The 26,629-nt window shown below is 52.6% G+C and carries 25 protein-coding genes; 11 read left to right on the top strand and 14 right to left on the bottom strand.

Annotated features, from left to right (window positions below; translation table 11 throughout):
• Positions 1 to 83: 83 nt before the first annotated feature.
• The 7 genes from cyoE to EAW52_RS15060 all read right to left on the bottom strand — a co-directional run bounded on the left by cyoE (position 84) and on the right by EAW52_RS15060 (position 7,920).
• A complete protein-coding gene (gene cyoE, locus EAW52_RS15090) occupies positions 84 to 971 on the bottom strand; it encodes a heme o synthase (RefSeq protein ID WP_010797660.1) in 888 nt (295 codons plus the stop codon).
• Positions 972 to 982: 11 nt separating this feature from the next.
• The gene (gene cyoD, locus EAW52_RS15085; protein WP_010797661.1) at positions 983 to 1,321 is read right to left on the bottom strand and encodes a cytochrome o ubiquinol oxidase subunit IV; all 339 of its coding nucleotides are present in this window, start codon (positions 1,319 to 1,321) and stop codon (positions 983 to 985) included.
• Positions 1,321 to 1,935, bottom strand: a complete 615-nt coding sequence (locus EAW52_RS15080) for a cytochrome o ubiquinol oxidase subunit III (RefSeq protein ID WP_010797662.1) — start codon at positions 1,933 to 1,935, stop codon at positions 1,321 to 1,323. The genes cyoD and EAW52_RS15080 overlap by 1 nt, the downstream gene beginning before the upstream one ends.
• A 4-nt stretch (positions 1,936 to 1,939) precedes the next feature.
• A complete protein-coding gene (gene cyoB, locus EAW52_RS15075) occupies positions 1,940 to 3,919 on the bottom strand; it encodes a cytochrome o ubiquinol oxidase subunit I (RefSeq protein WP_010797663.1) in 1,980 nt (659 codons plus the stop codon).
• 3 nt (positions 3,920 to 3,922) lie between these two features.
• Positions 3,923 to 4,840 (bottom strand): ubiquinol oxidase subunit II, encoded by a 918-nt coding sequence (cyoA, locus tag EAW52_RS15070; protein WP_026003959.1) that lies wholly within the window; start codon positions 4,838 to 4,840, stop codon positions 3,923 to 3,925.
• 1,072 nt (positions 4,841 to 5,912) lie between these two features.
• Positions 5,913 to 6,533 (bottom strand): NAD(P)H-dependent oxidoreductase, encoded by a 621-nt coding sequence (locus EAW52_RS15065; protein WP_122043095.1) that lies wholly within the window; start codon positions 6,531 to 6,533, stop codon positions 5,913 to 5,915.
• On the bottom strand, positions 6,526 to 7,920 hold the full coding sequence (locus tag EAW52_RS15060; protein ID WP_122043094.1) for a class II fumarate hydratase: 1,395 nt from the start codon (positions 7,918 to 7,920) through the stop codon (positions 6,526 to 6,528). The genes EAW52_RS15065 and EAW52_RS15060 overlap by 8 nt, the downstream gene beginning before the upstream one ends.
• Positions 7,921 to 8,208: 288 nt before the next feature.
• Here EAW52_RS15060 and EAW52_RS15055 point away from each other — a divergent pair, with 288 nt between their 5' ends.
• From EAW52_RS15055 to EAW52_RS15005, 11 genes are all read left to right on the top strand, one after another.
• On the top strand, positions 8,209 to 8,736 hold the full coding sequence (locus EAW52_RS15055; protein ID WP_010797667.1) for a DUF2059 domain-containing protein: 528 nt from the start codon (positions 8,209 to 8,211) through the stop codon (positions 8,734 to 8,736).
• A gap of 13 nt (positions 8,737 to 8,749) precedes the next feature.
• Complete coding sequence (locus tag EAW52_RS15050) at positions 8,750 to 9,064, top strand: BolA family transcriptional regulator (protein ID WP_122043093.1); 315 nt, start codon at positions 8,750 to 8,752, stop codon at positions 9,062 to 9,064.
• 137 nt (positions 9,065 to 9,201) lie between these two features.
• Entirely contained in the window at positions 9,202 to 10,152 is a 951-nt protein-coding gene (locus EAW52_RS15045) for a rhodanese-related sulfurtransferase (protein ID WP_122043092.1), read from the top strand.
• 3 nt (positions 10,153 to 10,155) lie between these two features.
• Positions 10,156 to 10,788 (top strand): DsbA family protein, encoded by a 633-nt coding sequence (locus EAW52_RS15040; protein WP_122043091.1) that lies wholly within the window; start codon positions 10,156 to 10,158, stop codon positions 10,786 to 10,788.
• A gap of 75 nt (positions 10,789 to 10,863) precedes the next feature.
• A complete protein-coding gene (gene arfB / locus EAW52_RS15035) occupies positions 10,864 to 11,280 on the top strand; it encodes an alternative ribosome rescue aminoacyl-tRNA hydrolase ArfB (RefSeq protein ID WP_074827520.1) in 417 nt (138 codons plus the stop codon).
• Between the two features lie 269 nt (positions 11,281 to 11,549).
• Complete coding sequence (gene acs, locus EAW52_RS15030; RefSeq protein WP_122043090.1) at positions 11,550 to 13,511, top strand: acetate--CoA ligase; 1,962 nt, start codon at positions 11,550 to 11,552, stop codon at positions 13,509 to 13,511.
• 395 nt (positions 13,512 to 13,906) lie between these two features.
• The gene (locus EAW52_RS15025; protein WP_074827516.1) at positions 13,907 to 14,686 is read left to right on the top strand and encodes an ABC transporter substrate-binding protein; all 780 of its coding nucleotides are present in this window, start codon (positions 13,907 to 13,909) and stop codon (positions 14,684 to 14,686) included.
• A 90-nt stretch (positions 14,687 to 14,776) separates the two neighbouring features.
• Positions 14,777 to 15,466 (top strand): ABC transporter permease, encoded by a 690-nt coding sequence (locus EAW52_RS15020; RefSeq protein WP_122043089.1) that lies wholly within the window; start codon positions 14,777 to 14,779, stop codon positions 15,464 to 15,466.
• A complete protein-coding gene (locus EAW52_RS15015) occupies positions 15,463 to 16,161 on the top strand; it encodes an ABC transporter permease (protein ID WP_010797675.1) in 699 nt (232 codons plus the stop codon). The genes EAW52_RS15020 and EAW52_RS15015 overlap by 4 nt, the downstream gene beginning before the upstream one ends.
• 57 nt (positions 16,162 to 16,218) lie before the next feature.
• Positions 16,219 to 16,983, top strand: coding sequence for an ABC transporter ATP-binding protein (locus EAW52_RS15010; protein WP_010797676.1), 765 nt, complete (start codon positions 16,219 to 16,221; stop codon positions 16,981 to 16,983).
• Positions 16,984 to 16,986: 3 nt separating this feature from the next.
• The gene (locus EAW52_RS15005; protein ID WP_019365888.1) at positions 16,987 to 17,946 is read left to right on the top strand and encodes a GlxA family transcriptional regulator; all 960 of its coding nucleotides are present in this window, start codon (positions 16,987 to 16,989) and stop codon (positions 17,944 to 17,946) included.
• 18 nt (positions 17,947 to 17,964) lie between these two features.
• On the opposite strand, the gene EAW52_RS15000 is transcribed toward EAW52_RS15005, so the two are convergent.
• From EAW52_RS15000 to EAW52_RS14970, 7 genes are all read right to left on the bottom strand, one after another.
• On the bottom strand, positions 17,965 to 20,478 hold the full coding sequence (locus EAW52_RS15000) for an EAL domain-containing protein (RefSeq protein WP_162997646.1): 2,514 nt from the start codon (positions 20,476 to 20,478) through the stop codon (positions 17,965 to 17,967).
• A 281-nt stretch (positions 20,479 to 20,759) separates the two neighbouring features.
• Entirely contained in the window at positions 20,760 to 21,449 is a 690-nt protein-coding gene (locus EAW52_RS14995) for a hypothetical protein (protein WP_010797680.1), read from the bottom strand.
• 110 nt (positions 21,450 to 21,559) lie between these two features.
• Positions 21,560 to 22,261 (bottom strand): ABC transporter ATP-binding protein, encoded by a 702-nt coding sequence (locus tag EAW52_RS14990; protein WP_010797681.1) that lies wholly within the window; start codon positions 22,259 to 22,261, stop codon positions 21,560 to 21,562.
• Positions 22,261 to 23,028: a high-affinity branched-chain amino acid ABC transporter ATP-binding protein LivG gene (gene livG, locus EAW52_RS14985; protein WP_122043087.1), complete on the bottom strand. Its 768-nt coding sequence runs from the start codon at positions 23,026 to 23,028 to the stop codon at positions 22,261 to 22,263. Before livG ends, EAW52_RS14990 begins: the two co-directional genes overlap by 1 nt.
• Positions 23,025 to 24,296 carry a high-affinity branched-chain amino acid ABC transporter permease LivM gene (locus EAW52_RS14980; RefSeq protein ID WP_122043086.1) on the bottom strand — a complete coding sequence of 424 codons (1,272 nt, stop codon included), beginning with the start codon at positions 24,294 to 24,296 and terminating at the stop codon, positions 23,025 to 23,027. Before EAW52_RS14980 ends, livG begins: the two co-directional genes overlap by 4 nt.
• A complete protein-coding gene (gene livH / locus EAW52_RS14975; protein WP_122043085.1) occupies positions 24,293 to 25,216 on the bottom strand; it encodes a high-affinity branched-chain amino acid ABC transporter permease LivH in 924 nt (307 codons plus the stop codon). Before livH ends, EAW52_RS14980 begins: the two co-directional genes overlap by 4 nt.
• Positions 25,217 to 25,357: 141 nt before the next feature.
• Complete coding sequence (locus EAW52_RS14970) at positions 25,358 to 26,479, bottom strand: branched-chain amino acid ABC transporter substrate-binding protein (RefSeq protein WP_074827508.1); 1,122 nt, start codon at positions 26,477 to 26,479, stop codon at positions 25,358 to 25,360.
• Positions 26,480 to 26,629 lie beyond the last annotated feature (150 nt).

Here is a 26,629-nt window from a genome sequence, read left to right as displayed (position 1 = left end):
AAAAAGCGTAGGCTGAAGAGGCGGTAGTAGGGGAGGGGACTCAGGACCTGAACGAGTGGTCCAGGCCCTGAGGTGAGGCACTGTTAGCGAGCCATCGCTACCAGTACTTCAGAGGCAGGAACATTGAAGTCTACCGACATCATCACGCTCAGCGCAGTGATCGTAACGATGGAGAAGACGAACAATTTTCTTGCCCAGGCATTGTCATCGTTGGTCTTGTAGCCCATTAGAGCCATGCGCAACCAATAAACGCCCATGGCTGCTGCAACCACCAAGTACTTATAACCGGCGTAGCCCCCAATCGTGAGCGCTAGCGTAGCGGCCAGAAAGGCCAGGATATAGACCGTAATATGGCGCTTGGTTACAGGGATACCCTTCATGACTGGCAATACCGGAATTGAAGCTGCCCGATAGTCGTTCAGTCTGAAGATTGCAATGGCGTAGGAGTGCGGCATTTGCCAGAGGCAGAAAATCAGCAGAAGGATAGCGGCACCCATATCGAACTCATTGCTAACGGCGCAATAGCCGATTACAGGAGGTGCCGCACCCGACAGGCTACCCACTAAGGTGCCATACACAGATTTACGCTTCAGGCACAGGCTGTATAGACCCACATACACAACGAATCCCATGAGCCCAAAGGCTGCGGATAGCGCATTTACTTTGAAGTAAAGAAGCGCGATACCTGCAATGCCCAAGAGCGTGGCATAGGACAATGTGACACTTGGAGAGATAAGTCCTTGGACGAGGACACGATTTTTCGTCCGTTCCATGACCTTATCAATGTCACGGTCAATATAGTTATTGAAGACGCAGCCGGAAGCGATGACCAGAGACACCCCTACTGCGGTAGCTAAGAAAAGTGCTAAGTCGATGCTTCCTTTCGAAGCAAGGAAAAAACCTCCGGCAACCGAGATCAGGTTGCCGAAGATAATGCCTGGCTTCGTTATAAGTAGGTATTTCTTGATCATCGAAGCGACTCTTAGTGGGCCAGCATGTTGCTATGCATGCCGTGAATGATCCACAGCGAGCCCGCGACCACGATAACAGTAATCAGAATAGTGAAAGCAAAAGCGATCACATTCCAACGCTGCTCGGAGGACGTGTTCATGTGCAGGAAGAACACTAAGTGTACAAAGATCTGCACAAGTGCCATCACCCAGATCACGATCAGCGTAGCCGACTGTGACAACACAGGGTTCATGACAATGCCGAATGGGATCACGGTCAGGATGACAGACAGAACGAAGCCGATAATGTAAGACTTCACAGTGCCGTGGCTAGAGCCCGCATGGACGATATGTCCGTGTTCGTGAGCCATTACATAACCCCCATCAGATATACAACGGTAAACACGCAGATCCAGACGATGTCCAGGAAGTGCCAGAAGAGGCTCAGGCACATCAGGCGGGTCTGGTTGGTCGCAGTCAGACCTTTCTGGCTAACCTGAATCATCAGGATTGCCATCCAGATCAGACCGGATGTGACGTGCAGACCGTGAGTACCGACCAGGGTAAAGAACGCAGATAGAAACGCGCTACGCTGAGGGCCAAAGCCTTCAGCAATCAGATGATGGAATTCGTTGATTTCCATCACGATGAAGCCAAGGCCGAGCAGGAAGGTAACAGCCAGCCAGCCCAGCGCCTTGCTCTTTTGCTCCTTGTGTGCAGCGATCATGGCAAAGCCATACGTGATACTACTGAACAGCAGCAGGAAGGTTTCTACCAGAACATAAGGCAGTTCAAAAATTTCTTTACCGGTAGGACCGCCGGCAAAGCTACCGCTCAGGACAGCATAGGATGCGAAGATAGTCGCAAACAGAATGCAGTCCGTCATCAGGTACAGCCAGAAACCGAATACAGTCATGGATCCGGCATCGTGGTGCCCATGCTCCTCAGCATGGGCAACTTGGTTGTGAAGAACTTGACTAGACATAAGTTTAAGCCTGACTCGCTGCTAGTTTCTGGAGATGTTCATTCTCGATACGTGCCACTTCAGCGGCAGGTACGTAGTAGTCGATGTCATCGTCGAAGCTGCGAACGATAAAGGTAGCGATCATGCCGACGAATCCAACAGCAGCTAGCCACCAGATGTGCCAGATAAGAGCAAAGCCGAGGGCTAAGCTGAACATACCCATGATGAATCCAACGCCTGTGTTGCGCGGCATGTGAATGTCTTTGTAGTCAGCAGCTTTACGCTCAGCCAGACCTTTTTCCTTAGCTCCCCAGTACGCGTCGATATCATCAACAACCGGCTGTTCTGCGAAGTTATAGAAAGGTGGCGGAGAAGAAGTAGACCATTCCAGTGTACGGCCACCCCATGGATCACCGGTTACATCCTGGTTCAGTTTACGGTCACGGATGCTGACATAGTACTGAAGCAACTGGCATAGGACGCCGCACAGGATGATAGCTGTACCAATAGCTGCCACGATTAGCCAAGGATGCCAGTCCGGGTTGTCATAGTGGTTCAGACGACGAGTCATACCCATGAAGCCCAGTACATACAGCGGCATGAAAGCTACATAGAAGCCCACCAACCAGCACCAGAAGGCGTATTTACCCAGTCTTTCATTAAGCGTGAAACCGAAGGCTTTCGGGAACCAGTAGGCAACACCTGCAAAGTAACCGAATACAGCGCCACCAATGATCACGTTGTGGAAGTGAGCGATCAGGAACAGGCTGTTGTGCAGAACGAAGTCGGCACCTGGAACAGCCAGCAGAACGCCGGTCATACCACCGATACTGAAAGTGACAATAAAGCCAATCGTCCACAACATGGGAGTAGTGAAGCGGATACGGCCTTTATACATGGTGAAGAGCCAGGTAAAGATCTTCACACCGGTTGGGATGGCAATAATTGTCGTAGCGATACCGAAGAACGCATTGACGTTAGCGCCGGAGCCCATGGTAAAGAAGTGGTGCAGCCATACAATGAAGGACAGTACAGTAATGGCCAGCGTTGCCCATACCATGGACACGTAGCCGAACATGCGCTTGCCACTGAATGTAGACGCTACCTCAGAGAACACGCCAAAGGCGGGCAGAATGAGGATATATACTTCCGGGTGACCCCACGCCCAAATCAGGTTGACGTACATCATGGGGTTGCCACCAAGCTCATTGGTGAAGAAGTGCATGCCCAGATAACGGTCAAGCGAGAGCATAGCCAATGTGGCGGTCAGAATCGGGAAGGCTGCAACGATCAGAATACTGGTGCACAGGGCGTTCCAGGTGAAGATCGGCATTCTCATTAGAGTCATGCCAGTGGTACGCATTTTTAAAATGGTTACCACAAAGTTCACACCTGTTAACAACGTACCCAGGCCCGAAAGCTGCAATGCCCAGATGTAGTAATCTACCCCTACGCCCGGGCTATATTGAATACCCGATAGTGGTGGATAGGCTACCCAGCCGGTTGCTGCGAATTCACCTATGGCTAGAGACAGGTTGATGAGGATCGCACCTACCGCGAACACCCAGAAGCTGAAGGAGTTCAGGAAGGGGAAGGCAACGTCCCGCGCACCGATTTGTAGCGGCACGACAAGGTTCATCAGGCCAGTCACCATCGGCATGGCCACGAAGAAGATCATGATCGTGCCGTGTGCGGTAAAGATCTGGTCGTAGTGATGTGGAGGCAGATAGCCTTCTGCACCGCCGGCTGCGATAGCCTGCTGTGCACGCATCATAATGGCGTCGGAGAAGCCGCGGAGCAGCATGATGAGCGCCACCAGGATGTACATCACCCCGATTTTCTTGTGGTCAACTGTCGTGATCCATTCGGACCACAGGTAACCCCATTTCTTGAAATAGGTGAGGCCGATAAATACGGCTATCACACCCAGAATCATGGCACCGACCGCACCTACGATGATCGGTTCATGATAAGGAATGTCTGCGAGACTTAATTTTCCGAACATGATTTACTCCGCCGCACCTTCGTGCGCACTCTTATTCATTGCCTGATCCATTACCTGATCTACACGCTTGCTGTAATCGCCTTTCAAGTATTTATCGATGATGTCCTGGAAAAGGTGAGGAGCCACGGATGAGTAATACTCGATCGGGTGCTTCTCGCTGGGCATGGCCAAGTCTGCATAGACCTCAGAGCTCAGTGTCTTAGGAGAAGCCTTGACCTTGTCGACCCACGCGTTGAACTCTTCAGGTGTCGTAGCGTGTGCGATGAACTTCATATCCGAGAAGCCAGCGCCGCTGTAGTTGGCCGAGCCACCGCCATACTGGCCAGTTTCATGAGCCATCAAATGCAGTTGGGTCTGCATGCCACCCATGGCGTAGACCATGCTGCCCAAGGCCGGAATAAACAGAGTGTTCATGACGGTATCGGAGGTGATGCGAAAGTTAACCGGCGTGTTGGCCGGGAATGCAATCTCGTTGACCGTAGCGATGCCCTGTTCCGGATAAACGAAAACCCACTTCCAATCGGTAGCAATAGCTTCGATGGTAATCGGCTTGACGTCAGAGTCGAGTGGCCTGAAAGGGTCAAGAGAGTGGCTGGTCTTCCAGATGAGCACGGCCAGAATAGCCACGATCACCAGCGGAACACCCCACACCACCACTTCAATCTTGGTCGAGTGCGCCCAATTGGGTGCGTAATCGGCATCCTTATTGGAGGCGCGATATTTGATTGAGAAAAGGATCGCCATGACGATGACTGGGATAACGACAATCAACATCAGGCCAGTGGCAGTCAATATAAGGTGTTTTGATTCTAGACCTACTGGGCCTTTAGGGTCTAAAAGCGTCATGTTACAACCACTGAGTAAACCAGTGGCACCTAAAGCCAATAGGCTAGAAAAAATACTATGTTTCTTTTTTCTCATCTCACGACCTCGGTTGAGGGGCACTCTTCGTTTCAGGGGGATAGCCAGTAATCGGTACCATCACTTATTTAAGTGCGGCGCAGAAATAGGTCAGGCTGATGAAGCTTTGGGTGTCGCGGTCATTACAAACGTGTCGATGACGTCGTGCGTCATTGAGTCACATGTAAGGATATGTTACGACCGAAATCCATTTGAGCCAAGCTGAGCCAGTCTTGGGCCTACGTCTGGATTGCACGTTTCACCAGTCCTCCTTACCTAGCCTGCGTAGAGTGCGGGCTTGTTCGGGCCTTAATGTTGAAATCGATCGCAACTGGAAAACAGGACTCTCCCAGACAGGCTACGCGCTCGTGGTATTACCAAGCATAGCAGGGGATACATTTAAGGCTTGGCCGTGCCATGAATCTTATTCACGTCAGTGCCGTGTACCAAAAAATAACGCTGCAACTTGGGTAGCGTAAGCTGTACCAATAAGCACGAGGCCTATGCGGACGCGCTAATGGGCAGCATCCGGACCAATCTCGCTTGCTTACCAACCCGGTGGACTTGAAGCCATCTGCTTGCGAGCGAGCATATTGTTGCAAGTTGAAAATTCACCCTGCCTTATGTAGGCATATTGCTATCAATCAGGTGTTTTTTCTCTCTCTCAAGAGCGCTTCAAGGCACGCCTTATTGGGCCGTGCGCAGTTTAAGTTCATCTAGGGTTCACGTCTATCATTGAGTCGCTTTTAGGCGATACAAGGAGCTAGCTAAGTCCTTGATTTTTCAATACCTGCTTCAATATGTCGCACCTTGGTTGAGAGATTGTTGATTGTAGGGAATTGACAGCAGGCAAGCACTACAAAAAGAAGCGGAAAAGGAGTCGAAGCGAGAGTGCTAAAAATAAAGATTGTTACATATTATGAAATTATGTTTTGTCATGAAAGTGCGCTGACAAGCATACGCCAGCGCAACTCAAATAAGGTTTGGTTTCTACGAAGTCAGTTCTGTTATGCATATTGGGGCTTTCTTATTTAAAAGACTATTTATTAAGTTCAGGTAATTAATTTAGCAGCATACCTTTTAATAAAGGTTTCTAGTTCAAGTATGACCCCATTCTTTGCACATCTTGAAGCCATCTCAATCGTTGTTCCTCGCTACTTGCTCTTATTGGTGCGAATTCCAGATGTTCACGAATCTGTATGCCACACACATCCAAGGCCTCTCGCATCATGAGGCGATGCGGAGAAAGTCCTCTCAGGCGCTTCCAGGGAGTAGGCAGGCTGTCAGCAGTGACGATAAGGTCAGCGCTTCGGCCTGATAGAAGTTGTTCACCTCCCCAGATCTGATCGCGATAAGCGAATGCAAAGCCTGGCAAGAAAACACGCTCGATAAAGCCGCTTAAAAGGGCAGGTAGACCACCCCACCAGATGGGGTAAACAAATAGAAGATGTTCTGCCCAATGAATCAGTCGTTGAGCTTCCAGCAAATCTTCTTCAAGAATCTGGCTCTTATCGTAGCCTTCTCGAAGTACCGGGTCGAAACTAAGCTCTCCCAGTCGTAGTTCACGTACCACATGATTATGTTGGCGAGCCCCTTGTATATAGGCTGCGCTCAGCGCATGACAGAAGCTTTCGCTCTTGGGCGAGCCCTGGATAACCAGGACTCGTTTGCCATCGCCCTCTAGAGGTGTTGCGCCCGTTCTTGGCTCAGCCATGGCTGCCTGCTTCCAGCATGGTTTCAGGCCTTACCCACTCATCGAACTGCGCCTCGTTCAGATGACCAAGCTCAAGGGCCGCTGTTCTGAGGGTCTTATTTTCGGCATAAGCCTTCTTCGCAATTTCAGCGGCCTTGTCATAACCAATGTGGGGGTTCAAGGCTGTTACAAGCATCAGACCTTGCTCAAGGTGAGCTGCCATTTTCTCGGCGTCAGGCTCCATGCCGGCTACGCAATGTTTGTTGAAATTGCGGCAGCCGTCGGCCAGTAAGCGAATGGATTCAAGAATGTTATAGGCAATGACAGGCTTGAAGACGTTCAGCTGCAGATGCCCCTGGCTGGCAGCGAAAGTGATGGTGGTATCGTTCCCCATTACCTGGCAGGCCAGCATGGTCAAGGCTTCCGCCTGGGTTGGGTTAACCTTGCCGGGCATAATGGAACTGCCAGGCTCATTGGCTGGTAGCTTGACCTCGGCAAAGCCTGCCCTAGGGCCGGAGCCCAGCAGGCGCAGGTCGTTACCAATCTTCATGAGGGCTACAGCTAGCGTTTTCAGTGAGCCTGACAGTGCGGTAAGTGGTTCGTGACCTGCCAGGGCAGCAAACTTGTTGGGTGCAGTAACAAAGGGTAGGCCGGTAAGTGATGCAATTTCTTTTGCAATCGCCTCGTCGAAGCCTTTGGGAGAGTTGAGGCCGGTTCCTACTGCCGTTCCGCCCTGAGCAAGTTCATAAATGGCTGGAAGGGCTGCACGAATGGCGCTCTGGGCAATGTCGAGCTGAGCGACGTAGGCCGACACTTCCTGACCGAAAGTAATAGGTGTTGCGTCCATCATATGGGTACGGCCAGTTTTGACCAGACTCATATGGCGTGCGGCCTGCTGGGCCAGACCTCCGGAAAGCTCATCGATAGCAGGCAGCAGATCTCCCAGTACGGCTTGTGCGGTTGCGATGTGCATTGCAGTCGGGAAGCAGTCGTTGGAGCTTTGGCCGCGGTTGACATGGTCGTTAGGGTGCACAGGCTTCTTGCCGCCCTTGCCCTGGCCTGCAAGTTCATTGGCGCGCCCCGCAATCACTTCATTGACGTTCATATTGCTTTGGGTGCCGCTGCCGGTTTGCCAGACAACCAAGGGAAACTGATCATCATGACGCCCTTCAAGCACCTCATTGCTTGATTGCTCGATAAGGTCCGCTATCTCTTGCGGCAATTCGCCTAGCCCTGCATTCACCCGAGCCGCTGCTTTCTTGATCAGCGTAAGTGCATGCACGATCGCCAGCGGCATTTTCTGGCCACCAATGGCGAAGTTTTCCATGGAGCGCTGTGTCTGAGCTCCCCAATAGGCATTTTCGTCGACTTCTACAGGACCTAGGCTGTCGGTTTCGGTACGGCTCATGATGCTCTCCTGCATGCAGATTTGGGTGGTCGGCGCGCTGGCCAATGAAAGGCTTTCAAGCAGTGATGGGAAACCAATAGAGCCAAGGCTAGCGCTTATCGGTGATTAGTCTATTCAGATGTGGGGTGGGTTCCGAAAACATCAGGCGGGTCAGATTTCAGCTGGACTTACCATTGAAGATGCTGAAGCTTGCCTGAACGGAGCCGGAATACGACTTGAGTCATCGGGAAACACGTGGGCAGAATACGGATCTTTTAGCTATCGCTATTCATGTTTAAAGGATGTCCGATGAAGACTTTTCGTGCTGTCTGCACCGCTGTGATGCTCTCTGGTGTCAGTGGCCTGGCCCTGGCTGATGCGGCTAGCCATGCTGCCCAAGCCGAGCGGTTTCTAAAGCTGGCCAACGCCGACAAGCTTACTACACCGGTTTATGCCCAAGTGCATGAATTGTTTGATCAGCATTTCGCCCAGGCCAAGGCTCCGAGCAAGAAGGCTGTTCTTGAAAGCTACGTTGCGCGTGCTAATGCAACACTGGACAAGTCGATTGGTTGGGACAAGGTTAAGCCTGATCTGGTCAAACTCTATACTCAGAACTTCAGTGAAGCCGAGCTGAAAGACTTGATCGACTTCTACCAGTCTCCACTGGGTAAGAAAATGATGAACACGCTACCGCAGATCTCCATGCAGTCTGCCCAGCTGACCCAGGGCAAGCTCGAGCAGGCAGTTCCCCAGGTCAACAAGCTGCTGAGTGATATGGATAAGGAGCTGGGTGTTAAGCCACAGGCTGCTCCTGAAGGTAGCGGTTCCAAGAAATAAGCGAGACCTATCCATGAGTATGCGCGACCGTATTCTTTCAACGTTAAGCATGCTGCAGCCGCAGCATCTTGATGTTGTTGACGAAAGCCACATGCACAGCCGTGGTCAGGAAACCCATTACAAGGCTGTAGTGGTCAGTGAACAATTTGAAGGGTTGAATGCCGTTAAGCGGCATCAGAAGGTCTACGGGGCGCTGGGTGGGCTGATGGGTGAGTTTCATGCCCTGGCGCTTCATACCTACACACCTGAAGAGTGGGCCAGACAAGGAATGGCACCTGAGTCGCCGACATGTCGCGGTGGCAGCAAGCATGACGGACTGCACGGTTAGAAATGGCTGTGATCCGCTTGAGGGCTCTGTTCAAGCCCGTCGCGCTTCCTTAGACTTGTCGCTCCAGCGCCGGCCATTGCCGGCGTTGTGCATTAACCGGTCCGTCCCTTACGAGGACGACCACTGGAGAAGTCGACATGTCTGGTTCTATTGTTGTAGCTGCACTGTATAAATTTGTCACCCTTGAAGATTACGTCGAGCGCCGTGAGCCCTTGCTTACTGTCATGTTGGACAATGAGGTAAAGGGCACCCTGCTACTGGCGGAAGAGGGTATCAATGGCACCATTGCCGGCTCTCGGGCCGGAATTGATGCGGTTCTGGCTTTTTTGAAGGCAGACTCGCGTCTTGTTGATCTTGAGCACAAGGAATCCTATTGCGATGAGCAGCCGTTCTATCGGACTAAGGTCAAGCTCAAGAAGGAAATTGTTACCTTGGGCGTGCCGGGCGTCGATCCCAACAAGAAGGTTGGAACCTACGTAGATCCGAAAGACTGGAATGCGCTTATTTCAGACCCTGATGTTGTATTGATTGATACGCGCAATGATTACGAGGTCGGTATCGGGACCTTTACCAATGCGGTGGATCCCAAGACCAAATCCTTCCGCGAGTTTCCTCAGTATGTCAGGCAGAATTTTGATCCTTCCCGTCATAAAAAAGTGGCCATGTTCTGCACTGGTGGTATCCGCTGCGAGAAAGCATCGAGCTTCATGCTCAATGAGGGCTTTGAAGAGGTCTATCATCTTAAGGGTGGTATTCTGAAATATCTGGAAGAGGTGCCGCAGGAAGACAGTCTTTGGCAGGGCGACTGTTTTGTGTTCGATAACCGTGTAACGGTCAGGCACGATCTGAGTGAAGGGGAGTATGATCAGTGTCATGCTTGCCGGACGCCCATATCAGCTGCAGATCGGGAATCTGAGCACTACGTGCCTGGCATTAGCTGCTCTCATTGCTGGGACTCATTGCCAGAAAAAACACGTATCAGCGCACGTGAGCGTCAGAAGCAGATTGAACTGGCCAGGCAGCGGAATCAGCCGCATCCCATTGGTCGGGATCCCCGACAGGTTTCCAAGCTATCGCAGGAGGCTTGACCTATGAAGGCGCGATTGCTCTATGTGATGGATCCTATGTGTTCCTGGTGCTGGGGGTTCGCGCCTGTCATGGAAGCACTGGCTGAGCAGGCACGTCTCTATGGCGTGCCTATGCATCTTGTCGTAGGTGGGCTGCGTAGAGAGCGAGTCGCCATGGACGCCGCCGCTCGTGTACGTACCCTGTCCTATTGGCAGGCAGTCGAAGAAGCTACAGGTCAACCCTTCACAATTGACAATGCACTGCCTGAAGGCTTTGTCTACGATACAGAGCCAGCCTGTCGTGCGCTGGTTGTAGCCAGAGGATTGGATGAGCAGGCGGTATGGCCGCTGGCAAAGCTTATCCAGCGTGCTTTTTATGTGGAAAACAGCGATGTTACCCAGCCGGCTGTTCTTGTTGAGCTGGCAGAGAAGGCAGGACTGCCTCGCATTGAGTTTGCTCCGGCTTTCGATGCCCCAGAAACAAGAGCCGCAACCCAGGCGGACTTTGACTGGGCTCTCAATTTAGGCATTGCAGGCTTCCCAACCTTGCTGGCGGAGCGTGAGGGTCAGCTAGCGCTTGTCACCAATGGTTATCAGCCCCTCGATAACCTCTCCGAGCTTTTGGGCATGTGGTTGGTGCGCGGTACTGAGTTCTAGTCCGCCTATTGTCTTTAAACCCTCATGATCCCTTGAGGTCTATCAAGGTACGTCCTTGCCTATGGCTGCATATCAATGATTAGTATATCCAATACTGTTTCCCTGCCAGATACTGAAGTGGAATTGACGGCGGTGCGTGCTCAGGGGGCGGGCGGCCAAAATGTAAACAAGGTATCCAGCGCCATTCATTTGCGTTTCGATATTCGGGCTTCGTCGCTCCCGGATTTTTATAAAGAAAGGCTGCTGGCTCTGCAGGACACGCGTATTACGCGTGAAGGTGTTGTGGTACTCAAGGCGCAGCAATACAGAACGCAGGAGCAGAACCGTGAAGATGCATTAACGCGTCTTGCTGAGCTTATTCAGAGTGTTACCCGCGTTCAAAAAACACGTCGTCCAACCAAGCCAACGCTGGCGTCCAAAAAGAGACGACTCGAAGGAAAGACCAAGCGCAGTGCAGTCAAGGCAGGGCGTGGCCGGGTTGATTTTTCATAGAGGAGTTTGTACGGACATTTGATTTGTCTGCAGTGTTTCCTGAGCATGACTCCCTTCTTTTGATGTAAGCCTGCCTTTTTGATGGTAATCAGATTATCTGGCGCCTCGGCTGTCTTTCACCGGGACATCAGCGATTTGCGTTCCTGTCCATGATCAAGTGGCATCAGTACTGAGATAGCCGTTAAGACCTTTGTCGAATAGTTACCAAGGCGCTCAGCCAGTAAAACGGAACTACAAAAACAACAAACTTCTCCGTTGAGGTAACCGCCATGAGTGCCGCATCCCTCTATCCCGTACGTCCTGAAGTGGCCGCCCTGACGCTGACTGATGACGCTAGCTATAAGGCTCTATATCAGAAGTCCGTGATTAATCCAGACGGATTCTGGCGGGAGCAGGCCCAGCGGATCAGCTGGACAAAGCCATTTACTCGCGTCAAACAAACTTCATTTGACGATCACCTTGTCGATATCAAGTGGTTTGCCGATGGAATGTTGAACGCGTCTTACAATTGCCTTGATCGCCATCTCGAAACGCGGGGTGATCAGGTGGCTATTATCTGGGAGGGCGATGATCCTTCCGAGCATCGTCACATTACCTATCGTGAATTGCACGAAGAGGTCTCTAAGTTTGCCAACGCACTGCGTGGCCAGGATGTACACCGTGGTGACGTAGTCACGATCTATATGCCGATGATTCCAGAAGCAGTGGTGGCCATGTTGGCGTGCGCTCGCATCGGTGCGGTGCACTCTGTCGTCTTTGGCGGCTTTTCTCCCGAGTCATTAGCGGGTCGTATCAGTGACTGTCGCTCTAAAGTCATCATCACTGCGGACGAGGGTATCCGAGGCGGCAAGAAAACACCTCTGAAAGCCAACGTTGACGAGGCCTTGACCAATCCGGATACATGCTGTGTTCGTAAAGTCATTGTATGCAAGCGCACGCGTGCTCCCATTGCCTGGCATGCGCACCGCGACGTCTGGTATCACGACGTAACTCAGGTTGCCTCCGCGCACTGCGAGCCCAAGGAGATGGATGCCGAGGCGCCACTGTTCATCCTGTATACCTCAGGCTCTACCGGTAAACCCAAGGGCGTCATGCATACTACTGGCGGCTATATGGTTTATGCGTCACTTACGCATGAGCGGGTGTTCGACTATAAGCCAGGCGAGGTTTATTGGTGTACGGCTGATGTAGGCTGGATTACCGGTCATAGCTACATTGTCTACGGGCCTTTAGCCAATGGGGCTACCACATTATTGTTCGAAGGGGTCCCCAACTACCCGGACGTAACCCGTGTCGCCCAGATTATCGACAAGCATCAGGTAAATATTCTGTATACCGCTCCGACGGCTATCCGAGCGATGATGGCCCAGGGGGATGCGGCTGTTCGAGGGGCCGATGGTAAAAGTCTGCGCCTGCTGGGGTCAGTAGGTGAGCCGATCAACCCTGAGGCGTGGCACTGGTACTACAAAACCGTAGGACAAGAACGTTGTCCGGTTGTTGATACCTGGTGGCAGACCGAGACAGGCGGAATTCTGATCAGTCCATTGCCTGGCGCTACGGCCTTGAAGCCTGGCTCCGCTACACGGCCTTTCTTTGGTGTTCAGCCAGCACTTGTCGATAATGAAGGCAATATCATTGAAGGGGCTGCGGAGGGCAATCTGGTTATTCTGGATTCCTGGCCGGGACAGGCGCGCACGATCTACGGTGACCACGATCGTTTCGTGGATACCTATTTCAAGACATTCAAGGGTATGTATTTCACCGGGGACGGCGCCCGTCGTGACGAGGATGGTTATTATTGGATTACCGGTCGTGTTGATGATGTCCTTAATGTTTCGGGACACCGCATGGGTACGGCAGAGATTGAAAGCTCAATGGTTGCACATCCCAAGGTGGCCGAAGCTGCTGTGGTAGGAATGCCTCACGATCTCAAAGGGCAGGGGATCTATGTTTACGTTACCCTCAACTCAGGTGAAGAGCCTTCGGAAGCGTTACGTCAAGAGCTCAAGCAGTGGGTGCGTAAGGATATAGGGCCTATTGCAACGCCTGACATCATTCAGTGGGCGCCGGGGCTGCCCAAAACACGCTCCGGAAAAATCATGCGTCGGATCCTGCGCAAGATTGCTGTAGGTGAATATGACGCGTTGGGCGACATTTCAACCTTAGCCGATCCAGGTGTTGTTCAGCAGCTTGTTGATACCCATCGTGGCATGACTCAGGCTGTAGCATGAGTACGTAACAACGGATGCGCCGAAATGAGGCCATGAGTAACATCTAGGCTTCATTTCGGCGCATTCTCTCTTCCCTGGCTCTACACGAATTGAGCTAAGCAGCGGTTTCATAAGGAAATATTGTCCTTGGGCGCGCTTATTGCTTCGTATATCTATTTTTAATTTTTTTCAAGCATGCTATCGTATAGCCTGTCAAGACTGTTTAGGTCTGTCTAAAACCCTTCTGTAATTACTTGTCGCATAGACGAAATAACCCTTACTAGGCTGCCGCTAGAATGCCGCTACCCACGCTGCTGCATTGCTGGTGCCATGCATGTGCATAGAGTATTGCCATGCGTATTGGTAGCCTGGGCTATTAACTAACGTCCGCAGCCCATTCCTTCGTAGGAGCTTGCATGAAAAAGCTGGCATTGCTTGGCGCTCTCGCGCTGTCTGTCCTCACCAACGTATCTGTAGCGGCCGATGGCAAGCCGGTTCGCATCGGAATTGAAGCAGCGTATCCGCCCTTTGCCTCGAAAGCAGCCGACGGCAGCATCGTGGGTTTTGACTATGACATCGGTAACGCGCTGTGTGCTGAAATGAAGGTCAAGTGCCAGTGGGTTGAGCAGGAGTTTGATGGTCTTATCCCTGCACTCAAAGTACGCAAGATCGACATGATCCTGTCATCGATGTCCATCACCGATGAACGTAAGCGTTCCGTTGACTTCACCAATAAGTATTACAATTCGCCAGCCAAGCTGGTGATGAAGGAAGGCGCTCAGGTCAACGATATCAAGACTGACCTGAAGGGTAAGAAGCTAGGTGTACAGCGTGGCAGTATTCATGACCGCTTTGCTACCGAGGTACTGGAGCCTGCCGGCGTGAGCATCACCCGCTATAGCTCTCAGAATGAAATCTATCTTGATCTGACCGCGGGCCGTCTCGACGGCACATTGGCCGATGCTACCTTATTGGACGACGGCTTCCTGAAAACCGATGCAGGCAAAGGGTTTGCCTTTACCGGGCCTGACTTCAATGATTCCAAGTATTTTGGCGAAGGTATCGGTATCGCTGTACGCAAGAACGACGGTGAGCTGAAAGAAAAGCTGAACACTGCAATCAGCACCATTCGCGAGAACGGTACGTATAAGAAAATTCAGGACAAATACTTTAATTTCAATATTTACGGAAATTAACGAATCCTGATGAGGCGTGGTGGCTTCACTGCCATCGCGCCTGTTTTGTATCTGGGCGCTTGATTTTGTTGCGCTGAGGAGTTGTCCACTATGCTCAACGGCTACGGGGCGAATATTGTCGATGGTGCCTGGCTTACCATACAGCTGGCCCTGATATCCATGGTGTTGGCCTGCGGCCTGGGTCTGGCTGGCGCTGCCTTTCGCCTTTCACCGATACGCTGGCTGGCTTGGCTGGGCGATCTGTATTCGACAGTCATCCGGGGAATTCCCGACCTGGTATTGATTCTGCTGATCTTCTACGGTGGTCAGGATTTGATCAATCGTCTGGCTCCTATGGTGGGGTATGACGATTACATAGATATCAATCCGTTTGCAGCAGGTGTTTTTACCCTGGGTTTCATCTTCGGCGCATATTTGTCCGAAACCTTTCGAGGCGCTTTTTTGGGTATTCCAAAAGGGCAGGCTGAAGCGGGTGTTGCCTATGGCATGAGCGGCATCCAAGTATTTTTCCGAATTCTTGTCCCGCAAATGATTCGACTAGCCATCCCTGGATTTACCAATAATTGGTTGGTACTGACCAAGGCAACCGCGCTGATCTCTCTAGTGGGACTGCAGGACATGATGTTCAAGGCCAAGCAGGCGGCCGATGCTACCCGCGAGCCCTTCACTTTTTACGTGGCTGTTGCGGCTCTTTATCTGATTATCACCAGCGTGTCGCTTCTGTTGTTGAGGCTTGTTGAAAGACGTTATTCCGCAGGCGTTAAGGTGGCTGACCTATGATCTTTGACTACAACGTCATCTGGGAAAATTTGCCGCTTTATTTTAACGGGCTTCTGGTTACCTTGAAGTTGCTGGCTGTTTCTCTGGTCATTGGGCTGGCCGCTGCCATCCCGCTGGCGTTTATGCGGGTATCTAAGCGTATTCTGATCAATTTCCCTGCCTGGCTTTACACGTATGTAATTCGAGGAACACCAGGCTTGGTGCAGCTTTTCCTGATCTATTACGGCTTGGCTCAATTCGAGGTGATAAGGGAAAGCTGGCTCTGGCCTTGGCTCTCGAACGCCACGTTTTGTGCATGCCTGGCCTTTGCCATCAACACGAGCGCTTATACCGCCGAGATCATTGCGGGTAGCTTGAAGGCAACGCCGCACGGTGAGATCGAGGCGGCCCAGGCGATGGGAATGTCCCGTTCGCTCATGTATCGGCGGATCGTATTACCTTCTGCATTGCGTCGCGCACTGCCTCAGTACAGCAATGAGGTCATCATGATGCTGCAGACGACTAGTCTGGCCTCGATCGTAACCCTGGTCGACATTACCGGCGCAGCCCGTACAGTCAATTCCCAGTTTTATCTGCCTTTCGAGGCCTATGTCACCGCCGGCGTGTTCTACCTTGCGCTGACGTTTATTCTGGTCCGGCTATTCAAACTGGCCGAGCGGCACTGGCTCGCCTATCTGGCGCCTCGTAAACATTAAATATCGAGTACGAGCCGGGGCCTGTGCACTGGCTAGACTAATCAAGGCTTTGAAACCATGTTCAAACTTGAAATACAGGATCTACACAAGCGTTACGGTGATCATGAGGTGATCAAGGGGGTTTCGCTTGCGGCCAAGGCCGGCGATGTCATCAGTATCATCGGCTCCAGCGGTTCGGGTAAATCGACGTTGCTACGTTGCATCAATATGCTGGAACAGCCCCATGCGGGCAAAATCCTGCTTAATGGTGAAGAGCTCAAGCTGCAGTCTACCAAGCAGGGTGCGCTCAAGGCGGCAGATCCCAAGCAGCTGCAGAAGATGCGCTCGCGCTTGGCGATGGTGTTTCAGCATTTCAATCTATGGTCACATATGACGGTGATGCAGAACGTGATCGAGGCGCCAATTCATGTATTGGGTGTTCCCAAGGCTAAAGCCATCGAGCGAGCTGAGCGTTATCTGGCCAAGGTCGGGGTATCTCATCGTAAGGATGCATACCCTGCCCATATGTCGGGAGGCGAGCAGCAACGTGTAGCAATAGCTCGCGCGCTGGCCATGGAGCCTGAAGTTATGCTGTTTGATGAACCTACCTCTGCGCTGGATCCTGAGCTGGTAGGGGAGGTGCTCAAGGTGATGCGTGATCTGGCGCTTGAAGGGCGTACCATGGTGGTGGTAACCCATGAGATGGGCTTTGCCAGAGAGGTCTCCAATCAGGTTATCTTTCTGCATCAGGGGCGCGTCGAGGAGTCTGGCAATCCTCGTGAAGTTTTGGCTAATCCGAGCAGTGTGCGACTACAACAATTCCTGTCTGGCAGCTTGAAATAACATATGGCCATTCGTATAGGCTTTTTGATTTGGCCCGAAACCCGCCCTTTGACGGTAGCCCTGGCCGAAGAAGCCTTTCGAGTGGCTAGACGGCAGCAGGCCAGCGCTGAATACGTGCTTGAATTGATACGCATCGATCAGGCCGAGCAGCGCTTGACGCATATCTCCTGGCCCGCTCAGCTGGAGCACTTCCAAAGAGTGTTTTTGTTGGCGGATGAGATTCCGCAATCACTCTCGGTCCCGCTGAGTACGGCGCTAAAGCAGTGCGCTCGATCCGGAGTGCAGGTAGGGGCCATTTCAGCAGGCGTATTTCCGCTGGCGCAGTCAGGTCTGCTTGACGGGTACCGCGCTGCGGTGCACTGGCGCTGGCTGGATGATTTCACAGAGCAGTATCCCAAGGTTATCGCAACTAATCATCTGTTTGAGTGGGACCGTGACCGGCTCTCTGCTTGTGGCGGTCTGGCTATCCTGGACATGGTCTTGGCCATGCTGAGCCATGACCATGGGGCGGACCTGGCTGGTGTTGTCTCGGAAGAGCTGGTTGTCGAGCGAATCCGCGAGGGCAATGAACGCCAGCGAATCCCGCTAAAGAACCGGCTGGGCTCCAGTCATCCAAAGCTGACCCAGGCAGTCATGCTCATGGAGGCCAATATTGAAGAGCCGCTTACCACTGATGAAATTGCGCAGCATGTCTGCGTGTCACGTCGTCAGCTCGAGCGCATTTTCAAGCAGTACCTGTCACGTGTGCCAAGCCAATACTATCTGGAGCTTCGGCTGAATCGGGCACGCAAGATGCTGATGCAGACCAGCAAATCCATTATTCAAATTGGGCTGTCGTGCGGTTTTTCGTCGGGGCCTCATTTCTCCAGCGCCTATCGAAATTTCTTTGGTGTGACGCCGCGTGATGATCGTAATCAGCGGCGTGGTGCAGGACCGGATGTCGCGGTTGTTACCGAACGTTGAACCGGGGCTTGGGCTTGCTCAGTCAAACAGTAGAGACAGTTCATGCGCAGGTAATGCCTTGCTGAAATGAAAGCCCTGTACCTCGTCGCAGGCATCGCCACGTAGGTGCTCAAGTTGCTCTGCTGTTTCTACGCCTTCAGCCGTAACCGTCATGCCAAGGGATTGGCCCAACGTAATGATGGCCTGGACGATAGCGCGATCGTCTGGGTTTGTACCGATACCGGCGACAAAGCTGCGGTCTATCTTGATGCCATCAAAGGGGTAGCTGCGCAGGTATCCCAAAGAAGAAAAGCCTGTACCAAAATCGTCCATGTGGAGACGTATCCCGAGCGCCTTTAGGCTGTTGAGTGTCTCCAGCGCTCCGTCAGCATTGTCCAGCATGACGCGCTCGGTAATTTCCAGTTCAAGTCTGGAAGGGTCCAGCCTACTCTCGGTCAGCGCATTTTGTACCTGACTGATCAGGTCATGGCGACCAAACTGTCGGGGCGAGAGATTCACAGAAATACCTACCGGTTGTGGCCATTTGACAGCTACGTGGCAGGCGCGTTTCAGTACCCAATTTCCGATGGGAACGATAAGGCCGGTGTCTTCTGCCAGCGCAATGAAACTATCGGGTAGCAGCATGCCATGCTCAGGATGCTGCCAGCGTAATAGCGCTTCGAACCCGGTCAGCCGATTTCCCGTAAGCGAATAACGTGGCTGAAAATGGAGGCTCAATTCTTCTCTTTCCAACGCCTGACGGAGATCGTTCTCCAAGCGTCGACGGCTGGTAATCAGCTCGTTCATTTCGTGGGAGTAGAAACGCCATGTATTACGGCCCGCAGCCTTGGACTGATAAAGCGCAATATCGGCGAGCCGCAGAAGCTCCTCTGCGTTATTTGTATCAGAGGGCGCTAGTGCAACGCCTATGCTTCCTCCAATAAACACGGTCTGGTCATCCACTTTGATAGGCTGATGGAGCTGATCAATGATTCGTGAGCTCAGTGCAGAGATTTCTTCATGGTTCTGAAGGCGGGTCATCACGACAATAAACTCATCACCACCGACCCGCGCGACTAGATCGGCTTCTCGAATGCAATTACGCAGGCGCTTGGCCACTTCCCTGAGCACTCTGTCGCCCGCTGCATGACCCAGCGCATCGTTGACCGGTTTGAAGCGATCCAGATCCACACTTAACAAGGCCACAGGGGCAACGCGTGTTGATGGGCTTACATGCTTTTTTAGAAACTCGTTCAAACGGTTGCGATTGGGCAGATCGGTTAAGGGATCATGCAGAGACAGGTGCCTTACCTGAGCTAGCGCCTTGACCTCGTCGGTAATATCGCTGGCCGTGCCGCGAAACCCTTGCGTGCCGTCTTTTATCGGTCGCGCCGAGACACGGCAGGTCCGCTGCTTACCTTGTCGGTCATGATAATGACAGACGAGTGGAGTAGATGTAGAGGCGTTCCTTCGATGGTTCAGCCATGTTGTCAATGACTCATGGTCTGCTGTCAGCAGTTCATCAAGGTTTTTGCCAAGCCACTGCTCAGGTGTAGTGCCTGTAACTTCCTCGAAGCGCCCTGAAAGATAGGTCAGGCGGTACTGAGCATCGATTTCCCACAGCCAGTCCGACGCGGCCTCTGCTACGTCTCTAAAGCGCTCCTCGCTAACCGCCAAAGCTTCCTTGCTCTGAGTCAATTCAACGTAATGAGCTTCCATGAGTCGTGCCGTAGAAAGTGCATTACGCAGGACTAGCCAGGTTGACGCGATCAGCATGAGACCCGCGATACCGAAGTAGGGAAGAATCGAGTCAAGCAGCGTCTGCCCATGACGTGGCGGGTCCCAGGCCAAGTAGCTATCAGCGCCAGGTGCTAGACGAAGCGTGGACGAGCCTTCAATCTGAGGCGTCTGTGTAGTCCGCAGATTGACTAATCCATATTGCGTACCCAGCGCCTTGAGCTTGTCTGGTGTAAGGATATTGACGAAGAGAAGTACTGAGCGGGTACCGGGCCGCTCCTTAACGGTTGGGTCTTTTCCTGGCGTGATAGATCCAGCCGCAACGATGGCAGGTACTGAGTCGACTTTCAGGAGTTCACTGACTACCTCTTCCTTATTTTCAGGCGCGCGTGCCTTGTTCAGTAGAGCGTCAACATCGCCTTGTAACCATTGCCGGGCATCAAGAGGTGTTTGCTCACCCTCAAACAGTGAATAGACGGTTTTGTCCTGCGCATTTAGAACAAGTAATCCCTGAAAGCCATAGAGCTCATAAATCGACTCGCCCAGGTTTTCTCCGTCATACGCCCAGCTGATGTTGAGCTTAAGGTGCATGTTCTTGTAAAGCTCACCCCATTTGGAATAGTCAGATATATCCTTTTTTATGCTTGTATTCAGGTCTTCAAGGGCTTTTTGAGCAGCGTATAAGGTGTCTGCCTGAGCCTGTTGATCCTGGCTACGAGCGTTGTGGATCAACAGCCCACATGCGAGCGAAAACATCAGGAACAGCAATACTGTAACCAGAGGGAATACGCGACGGGTAAAAGTAGTACTGAGCATAGTAGGCAAAGGCGGCGCAGAGTGGTCTTGAAATATAGGCATTGATGGCAGATGGCCACTCTTAGGGAGGGAGGCATCCTATAAGATGTCGACTGATGTGTGAAATAATTCAGCTAAAACAGATATTAAACTAGCAGGCCTAGTGAGCTTGGCGAAATAGATATTCGTCTGATGTAAGGCGGGCGCCCATGAGGCAGTAAACGAAGAACCTTGGATAAGAGGCTTTCATTGCCAATGCGTGCTGTTTGAGCCTTAGTAACAGCACGCAGGACTGGATTTCTTTAATGGGTGTCAGTAGCACCGCCATAGTGCGCGCAGCCTGACATGCTCTTGCCATTGACACGCAGCTCCGCCTGAAGGGATTGAACCGTACCAGTGCTTTCATCAACACAGCGCTGCGGACTGACCCATAGCTCGACACGCTCGCCGTTGGCTTCGGTAGACAGGCTACGACTACCGTCGGGTAGTTGCTCCTGCAAATATGGAAGAGCCTGCTGGCTGCGATCGGTCGAGGCTATAACCATGCCCTGGCCACTTACTACCACATTCCATTCTGGAGTATGACCGGCTGCGCGAAGCGTCAGGCGCTTGAAATTAGGGTCTGAACAGCCGGGCCCGGTGTACTGCATGCGATACACTTCGGAAACGGCAAATACACCATCGCTTCCAGCCGGCCCTCCAGATTTCATCTTTCCGCGTAAATCTGCGAATAGGCTGCTGGCACCGCTATCGGCCGTCAACTCATGAGCATCGTTGATAATAGACGTGTTGGCCGCATCGTCTATTTGAAAGTAGCGATGCTCCTGACAGGGGCGAAAGAGTAACTGGTCATTCGCTAACCGCAAATCACCTTGCAGGCGTACGCCTTGAGACGCCTTGGACGAAGCGATGCTATCGCTCGGGGTGCTATGGCAGCCTGCCAGCAACGTGGCCAGCAAGGTCAGGGGCAGCAGCAAGCGTGGCGCTAACATCTAGAGCTCTCCATTGAAACAAGGGTGGCAACGTTACTGAGCTATATCCGTTAGGACAAGGCTGAAATGAACTTGTGCGCTCTTTTTGAACGGAGCGCACAAGCGATCCTTTAGCCTCCCAGGTAGGCCTTGCGTACGTCAGGGTTGGCCAATAGGGCTTCGCCGGTATCCTGCATGACGATATGACCATTTTCTAGAACGTAGCCGCGGTCTGCCAGTCTGAGCGCCTGGTTGGCGTTCTGCTCGACCAGAAATACCGTTACGCCATCCTCGCGCAGTTGTTCGATGATATCGAAAATCTGCTGAATGATGATGGGGGCTAAACCCAATGAGGGCTCGTCAAGCAGCAGGAGACGCGGATGACTCATCATCGCACGACCGATGGCCAGCATCTGTTGCTCCCCACCGGACATCGTGCCTCCGCGCTGGTGATAGCGCTCCTTCAAGCGAGGAAACAGGCCAAGAACCTTTTCAAGCTGACGATCATAGTCATGCTTGTCGGTAAAAAAACCGCCCATGGCGAGGTTTTCCTCGACAGTCAGGCGAGCAAAGACGCGGCGACCCTCAGGAACCACGGCGATACCCTTGCGCATGATTTCGGAGGAGTCTTTTCCGACCAGCTCTTCACCTTCGTAACGAATACTACCGCCAGCTGCCTTAGGAGAACCGCATAGCGTCATCAGGAGGGTAGACTTGCCAGCGCCATTGGCGCCGATGAGTGTCACGATCTCCCCTTTGTTGACGGACAGGCTGACCCCATGCAGCGCCTGGATCTTGCCATAGAAAGTCGAAACGTTTTCGAACTGCAGCATCACGCTTCTCCCAAATAGGCTTTGATCACGTCAGGGTTATTACGGATTTGCTCCGGCTTACCATCAGCCAGGGGGGTGCCCTGATTGATAACGACAATATGATCCGAGATGCTCATGACCAGGTGCATGTCGTGCTCAATGAGCAGAACAGTTACGCCGTGCTCGTCTCGCAGTAGGGAAATCAGCGCTTTCAGGTCTTCCGTCTCGCGAGGATTAAGGCCGGCGGCAGGTTCATCAAGCATGAGGAGTTGAGGACGTGTCATCATGCAGCGAGCAATCTCAAGACGGCGCTGTTGGCCATAGGCCAGATTGCCGGCAGGTCGGTTGGCGGCCTCGGTGAGGTTGACCTGCTCAAGCCAGTGGCGGGCAAAGTCCATGGCTTCAGATTCTGCGCGGCGAAAGTCGGGAGTTTTGAAGAGGCCGGCTAGAAAATTCGTATTCAGATGGCGGTGTTGAGCAACCAGCAGGTTTTCAACCGCCGTCATTTCCTTGAACAACCGAACATTCTGGAAGGTGCGTACGATGCCGCGTCGAGCGATCTGGTGACCCGGCAAGCCATGAATGGGCGTACCTCTAAGTAGAATTTCGCCTCCTGTTGGTTGATAGAAACCGGTCAGGCAGTTGAACACGGTCGTCTTGCCGGCGCCGTTCGGTCCTATCAGGGAAACGACCTGCTTTTCCTCGACGCTGATATTGACGCCATTGACTGCCAAGAGGCCGCCAAAACGCATGGTCAGATCTTTAGCTTGAAGAATAGGTTGGCTCATTTGCGCAGCTCCAAATGGGGGCGCTGCATCGGGAGCAGGCCTTGCGGCCGCCAGATCATCATCAGGACCATCATGGCGCCAAACATCAACATGCGATATTCACTGAACTCACGCATCAGCTCTGGAAGCAGAATCATGACAATGGCTGCCAGAATGACGCCCAATTGTGAGCCCATTCCACCCAGAACAACGATCGCCAAGATGATGGCTGACTCAATGAAGGTGAACGATTCCGGCGACACCAGCCCTTGGCGAGCCGCAAAGAAGCTGCCCGCGAAACCTGCAAAGCAGGCACCCAGCGTAAAAGCGGAGAGTTTGATAAGGGTCGGATTCAAGCCTAATGCACGGCAGGCGATCTCATCTTCACGTAAGGCTTCCCAAGCGCGACCGATGGGCATGCGCAGTAATCGATTGATCACGAAAAGCGTAAGCAGGACGAGCAGTAACGCAACCAGGTAAAGAAAGATCACCTTGTAGTTCGAGTTGTAGGCGATGCCAAAAAACTCATGGAATGTCTGCATGCCTTCAGGGGCACGCCGCTCAAACGTCAGGTTGAATAGCGTAGGCTTGTCGATTCCGCTAATGCCGTTGGGGCCGCCGGTGATACTGGTAAGGTTGCGTAGCAGAATGCGGATGATTTCGCCGAAGCCGAGCGTTACGATGGCGAGATAGTCACCTCGCAGGCGCAGCACGGGAAAGCCCAGCAAAAAGCCGAATAGCGCAGCCATCAAACCGGCAATGGGCAGGCAGATCCAGAATCCAAGGCCGTAATAGTGGGAGAGCAGGGCGTAACTGTATGCCCCTACGGCATAAAAGCCGACGTAGCCCAGATCAAGAAGACCCGCCAGGCCGACCACAATATTCAGACCAAGCCCCAGCATTACATAGATGAGAATCAGCGTAGCGATATCCACGGCTCCCCGTGAGCCGAAGAATGGCCAGACTAGCGCGACAAGAATTAGTCCGAGGATGACCCAACGTTGAACAGATGGCTCGGTGAGCTGGGTGCCTAGTTTGGTCAGTGGTGAGGTGTGGGTGCCCCTGGTTCGGCGCGGCATGGGAATGCGATCACGTACCAACTGCCATATGAACATAAGGGCGGCCGCCCCAAAAATGATCGTCAGGGTGGTTGGGCTGGCGCCATGGACTTCGAGCCCGATACCCACTGTGGTCAGTTTTAGCCCCAAAACAGGGTAGGCCACTGCGAGTACGAGAAGCGCACTGAAAAAAGCCGTTTTAAGCTGTTTGTTGAAAGGGGTACTGCTCATACTTTTTCTACCTCCGGACGGCCCAGAATGCCGGTCGGCCGGAACAACAAAACGAGGACAAGAAGTGTGAACGCCACGACATCCTTGTACTGATCACCAAAAATATCGGCCCCGAACGCTTCGGCTACCCCTAGCACCAGTCCGCCCAGCATGGCGCCTGGAATACTGCCGATCCCGCCCAGTACTGCGGCAGTAAACGCCTTGATACCTGCCAGAAAGCCCAGACTCGGATTAATGACGCCGTATTGCATACCGAGCAGAACAGCCGCGATGGCTGCCAGGGATGCGCCGATAACAAAGGTCAGGGCGATAATGTTGTTGGTGTTGATGCCAAGCAGGTTGGCCATTTTGATGTCTTCGGCGCAGGCTCGGCAGGCGCGGCCGAGACGCGAACGTGAGATGAACAGTGTCAATCCGAGCATGGCCAGAAACGTGACCACGAAGATCAGAACCTGCATGTACGAAATGACGACTCCACTCATGGCATCATTGCCAAATATGATGTTGCCAGGCAGCAGGCTGGGAATGGCCTTGTCCTTGGAGTCCTGTGCCAATAGCACTTCGTTTTGCAGGAAGATGGACATGCCGATGGCTGAGATCAGCGGAATCAGGCGATTACTGCCACGTAGCGGACGGTAGGCAATACGCTCAATACTGTAGCCATAGGCACTGGCAACAATAATGCTGGCAGCAAAGGCCGCAATCATGATGATCGGCAGACTATGAATGCCCATGAGTGCCAATCCGGCGATGACAATGAAGGCTACATAGGAGCCAATCATGTATACCTCGCCATGGGCGAAGTTGATCATGCCAATAATGCCGTAGACCATGGTGTAACCAATGGCTATCAAGGCGTAGGTGCTGCCAACGGTCAAACCGTTTACCAGCTGTTGAAGATAGTGGTAGAGCTCAGGCATTACTTTCTCCTGAATAGCGGCCACAGTGCTTTTGGCGTCTTGGCACGCCTACTCATTTGGAATGAACAAAGCCCACGGAGGATACCGTGGGCTTTTGAGGACGTTTGCCAGACAACGTGCTGGCAAGTTCCTGCTTAACGGTTACTTGGCTTCGGTCTTGGTGCCGTCGGCGTGCCACTCATAGACGACAAATTCGAAGTTCTTCAGGTCGCCTTTTTCGTCAAACGCCAGGTCGCCTGTAGGTGTGCTGAACGTATTGCTGCGCAGGGCCTCTGCTACAGCATCGGTTTCAGTGTTGCCTGCCTTCTTGATGCCATCAGCAATAACTTGCACGGCTGCGTAGGAGGGGAAGACGAACGGGCCGCTCGGATCCTGCTTCTTGGCTTTGAATGCTTCAACCAGGGCTTTGTTTTTCGGATCCTGATCGAAAGAGCGGGGAAGGGTTACAAGCATGCCCTCTGAGGATTTGCCTGCAATGGCGGAAATTTCAGAGTTACCCACACCTTCCGGTCCCATGAAGCGAACTTTCAAGCCTTTTTCCTGTGACTGGCGCATCAGAAGGCCGAGCTCCGGGTGGTAGCCGCCGTAATAGACGAAATCCACACCCGCCTGCTTCAGCTTGGAGATCAGAGAAGAAAAGTCCTTGTCGCCGGCATTGATACCTTCGAATACGGCAACTTTGACATTGGCGCCTTCAAGTGTCTGCTTGACGGCCGTGGCAATGCCTTCACCGTACTGCTGCTTGTCGTGGATGATGGCGACTGTCTTGGGCTTGATATGCTCGGCTATATATTTGCCGGCAGTAGGGCCTTGCATGTTGTCAAGACCAATGGTGCGGAAGATCAGTTTATGTCCGCGTGCCGTGAGATCAGGGCTGGTTGATGCTGGGGTGATCATCAGGATGCCTTCGTCCTCGTAGATATCGGACGCCGGCTGGGTGGAGCTGGAGCACAGGTGGCCAACCACGAATTTCACTTCGTCGTTGACGATCTTGTTGGCAACGGCAACCGCTTGCTTGGGGTCACACGCATCGTCATAGACTACGCCTTCGAGCTGCTGGCCATTGACGCCGCCAGCCTTATTGATTTGCTCGATAGCCATTTTGGCGCCGACAAATTCCATTTCCCCATATTGCGCTACAGGACCGGTAACCGGGCCGGCCAAAGCGATTTTTATTGTATCGGCAGCGACGCTGTAGCTGGTGAGTCCAGCCAGGGCCATGGCGGCGAATAGTCGGGAAAGACGCTGAGTTGCCTTATTCATAGTGCTCCACTCGAAATGCTTATTGGTTTTGGCAGATCACAAACGTTTATTGCAGTATTTATTCTTATTGCTGGCTTTCTTGTTATGACGATAAATCGGCATCGCAACGTGCGGAGTGTAGAGTGCCGATCACGGAATTGAAAAGTGGCA

Source organism: Pseudomonas sp. LTJR-52 (assembly GCF_003691465.1).
GTDB classification, from domain to species: Bacteria; Pseudomonadota; Gammaproteobacteria; order Pseudomonadales; family Pseudomonadaceae; genus Chryseomonas; species Chryseomonas luteola.
The sequence above is the reverse complement of the archived record's forward strand: the minus strand, read 5'-3'. Positions and strand labels throughout refer to the sequence as shown.

Excerpts from the sequence above, each read along its gene's own strand:
- cyoE (WP_010797660.1), bottom strand. The coding sequence starts at position 971 with ATGATCAAGAAATACCTACTTATAACGAAGCCAGGCATTATCTTCGGC.
- cyoD (WP_010797661.1), bottom strand. The coding sequence starts at position 1,321 with ATGGCTCACGAACACGGACATATCGTCCATGCGGGCTCTAGCCACGGC.
- EAW52_RS15080 (WP_010797662.1), bottom strand. The coding sequence starts at position 1,935 with ATGTCTAGTCAAGTTCTTCACAACCAAGTTGCCCATGCTGAGGAGCAT.
- cyoB (WP_010797663.1), bottom strand. The coding sequence starts at position 3,919 with ATGTTCGGAAAATTAAGTCTCGCAGACATTCCTTATCATGAACCGATC.
- cyoA (WP_026003959.1), bottom strand. The coding sequence starts at position 4,840 with ATGAGAAAAAAGAAACATAGTATTTTTTCTAGCCTATTGGCTTTAGGT.
- EAW52_RS15065 (WP_122043095.1), bottom strand. The coding sequence starts at position 6,533 with ATGGCTGAGCCAAGAACGGGCGCAACACCTCTAGAGGGCGATGGCAAA.
- EAW52_RS15060 (WP_122043094.1), bottom strand. The coding sequence starts at position 7,920 with ATGAGCCGTACCGAAACCGACAGCCTAGGTCCTGTAGAAGTCGACGAA.
- EAW52_RS15055 (WP_010797667.1), top strand. The coding sequence starts at position 8,209 with ATGAAGACTTTTCGTGCTGTCTGCACCGCTGTGATGCTCTCTGGTGTC.
- EAW52_RS15050 (WP_122043093.1), top strand. The coding sequence starts at position 8,750 with ATGAGTATGCGCGACCGTATTCTTTCAACGTTAAGCATGCTGCAGCCG.
- EAW52_RS15045 (WP_122043092.1), top strand. The coding sequence starts at position 9,202 with ATGTCTGGTTCTATTGTTGTAGCTGCACTGTATAAATTTGTCACCCTT.
- EAW52_RS15040 (WP_122043091.1), top strand. The coding sequence starts at position 10,156 with ATGAAGGCGCGATTGCTCTATGTGATGGATCCTATGTGTTCCTGGTGC.
- arfB (WP_074827520.1), top strand. The coding sequence starts at position 10,864 with ATGATTAGTATATCCAATACTGTTTCCCTGCCAGATACTGAAGTGGAA.
- acs (WP_122043090.1), top strand. The coding sequence starts at position 11,550 with ATGAGTGCCGCATCCCTCTATCCCGTACGTCCTGAAGTGGCCGCCCTG.
- EAW52_RS15025 (WP_074827516.1), top strand. The coding sequence starts at position 13,907 with ATGAAAAAGCTGGCATTGCTTGGCGCTCTCGCGCTGTCTGTCCTCACC.
- EAW52_RS15020 (WP_122043089.1), top strand. The coding sequence starts at position 14,777 with ATGCTCAACGGCTACGGGGCGAATATTGTCGATGGTGCCTGGCTTACC.
- EAW52_RS15015 (WP_010797675.1), top strand. The coding sequence starts at position 15,463 with ATGATCTTTGACTACAACGTCATCTGGGAAAATTTGCCGCTTTATTTT.
- EAW52_RS15010 (WP_010797676.1), top strand. The coding sequence starts at position 16,219 with ATGTTCAAACTTGAAATACAGGATCTACACAAGCGTTACGGTGATCAT.
- EAW52_RS15005 (WP_019365888.1), top strand. The coding sequence starts at position 16,987 with ATGGCCATTCGTATAGGCTTTTTGATTTGGCCCGAAACCCGCCCTTTG.
- EAW52_RS15000 (WP_162997646.1), bottom strand. The coding sequence starts at position 20,478 with ATGCTCAGTACTACTTTTACCCGTCGCGTATTCCCTCTGGTTACAGTA.
- EAW52_RS14995 (WP_010797680.1), bottom strand. The coding sequence starts at position 21,449 with ATGTTAGCGCCACGCTTGCTGCTGCCCCTGACCTTGCTGGCCACGTTG.
- EAW52_RS14990 (WP_010797681.1), bottom strand. The coding sequence starts at position 22,261 with ATGCTGCAGTTCGAAAACGTTTCGACTTTCTATGGCAAGATCCAGGCG.
- livG (WP_122043087.1), bottom strand. The coding sequence starts at position 23,028 with ATGAGCCAACCTATTCTTCAAGCTAAAGATCTGACCATGCGTTTTGGC.
- EAW52_RS14980 (WP_122043086.1), bottom strand. The coding sequence starts at position 24,296 with ATGAGCAGTACCCCTTTCAACAAACAGCTTAAAACGGCTTTTTTCAGT.
- livH (WP_122043085.1), bottom strand. The coding sequence starts at position 25,216 with ATGCCTGAGCTCTACCACTATCTTCAACAGCTGGTAAACGGTTTGACC.
- EAW52_RS14970 (WP_074827508.1), bottom strand. The coding sequence starts at position 26,479 with ATGAATAAGGCAACTCAGCGTCTTTCCCGACTATTCGCCGCCATGGCC.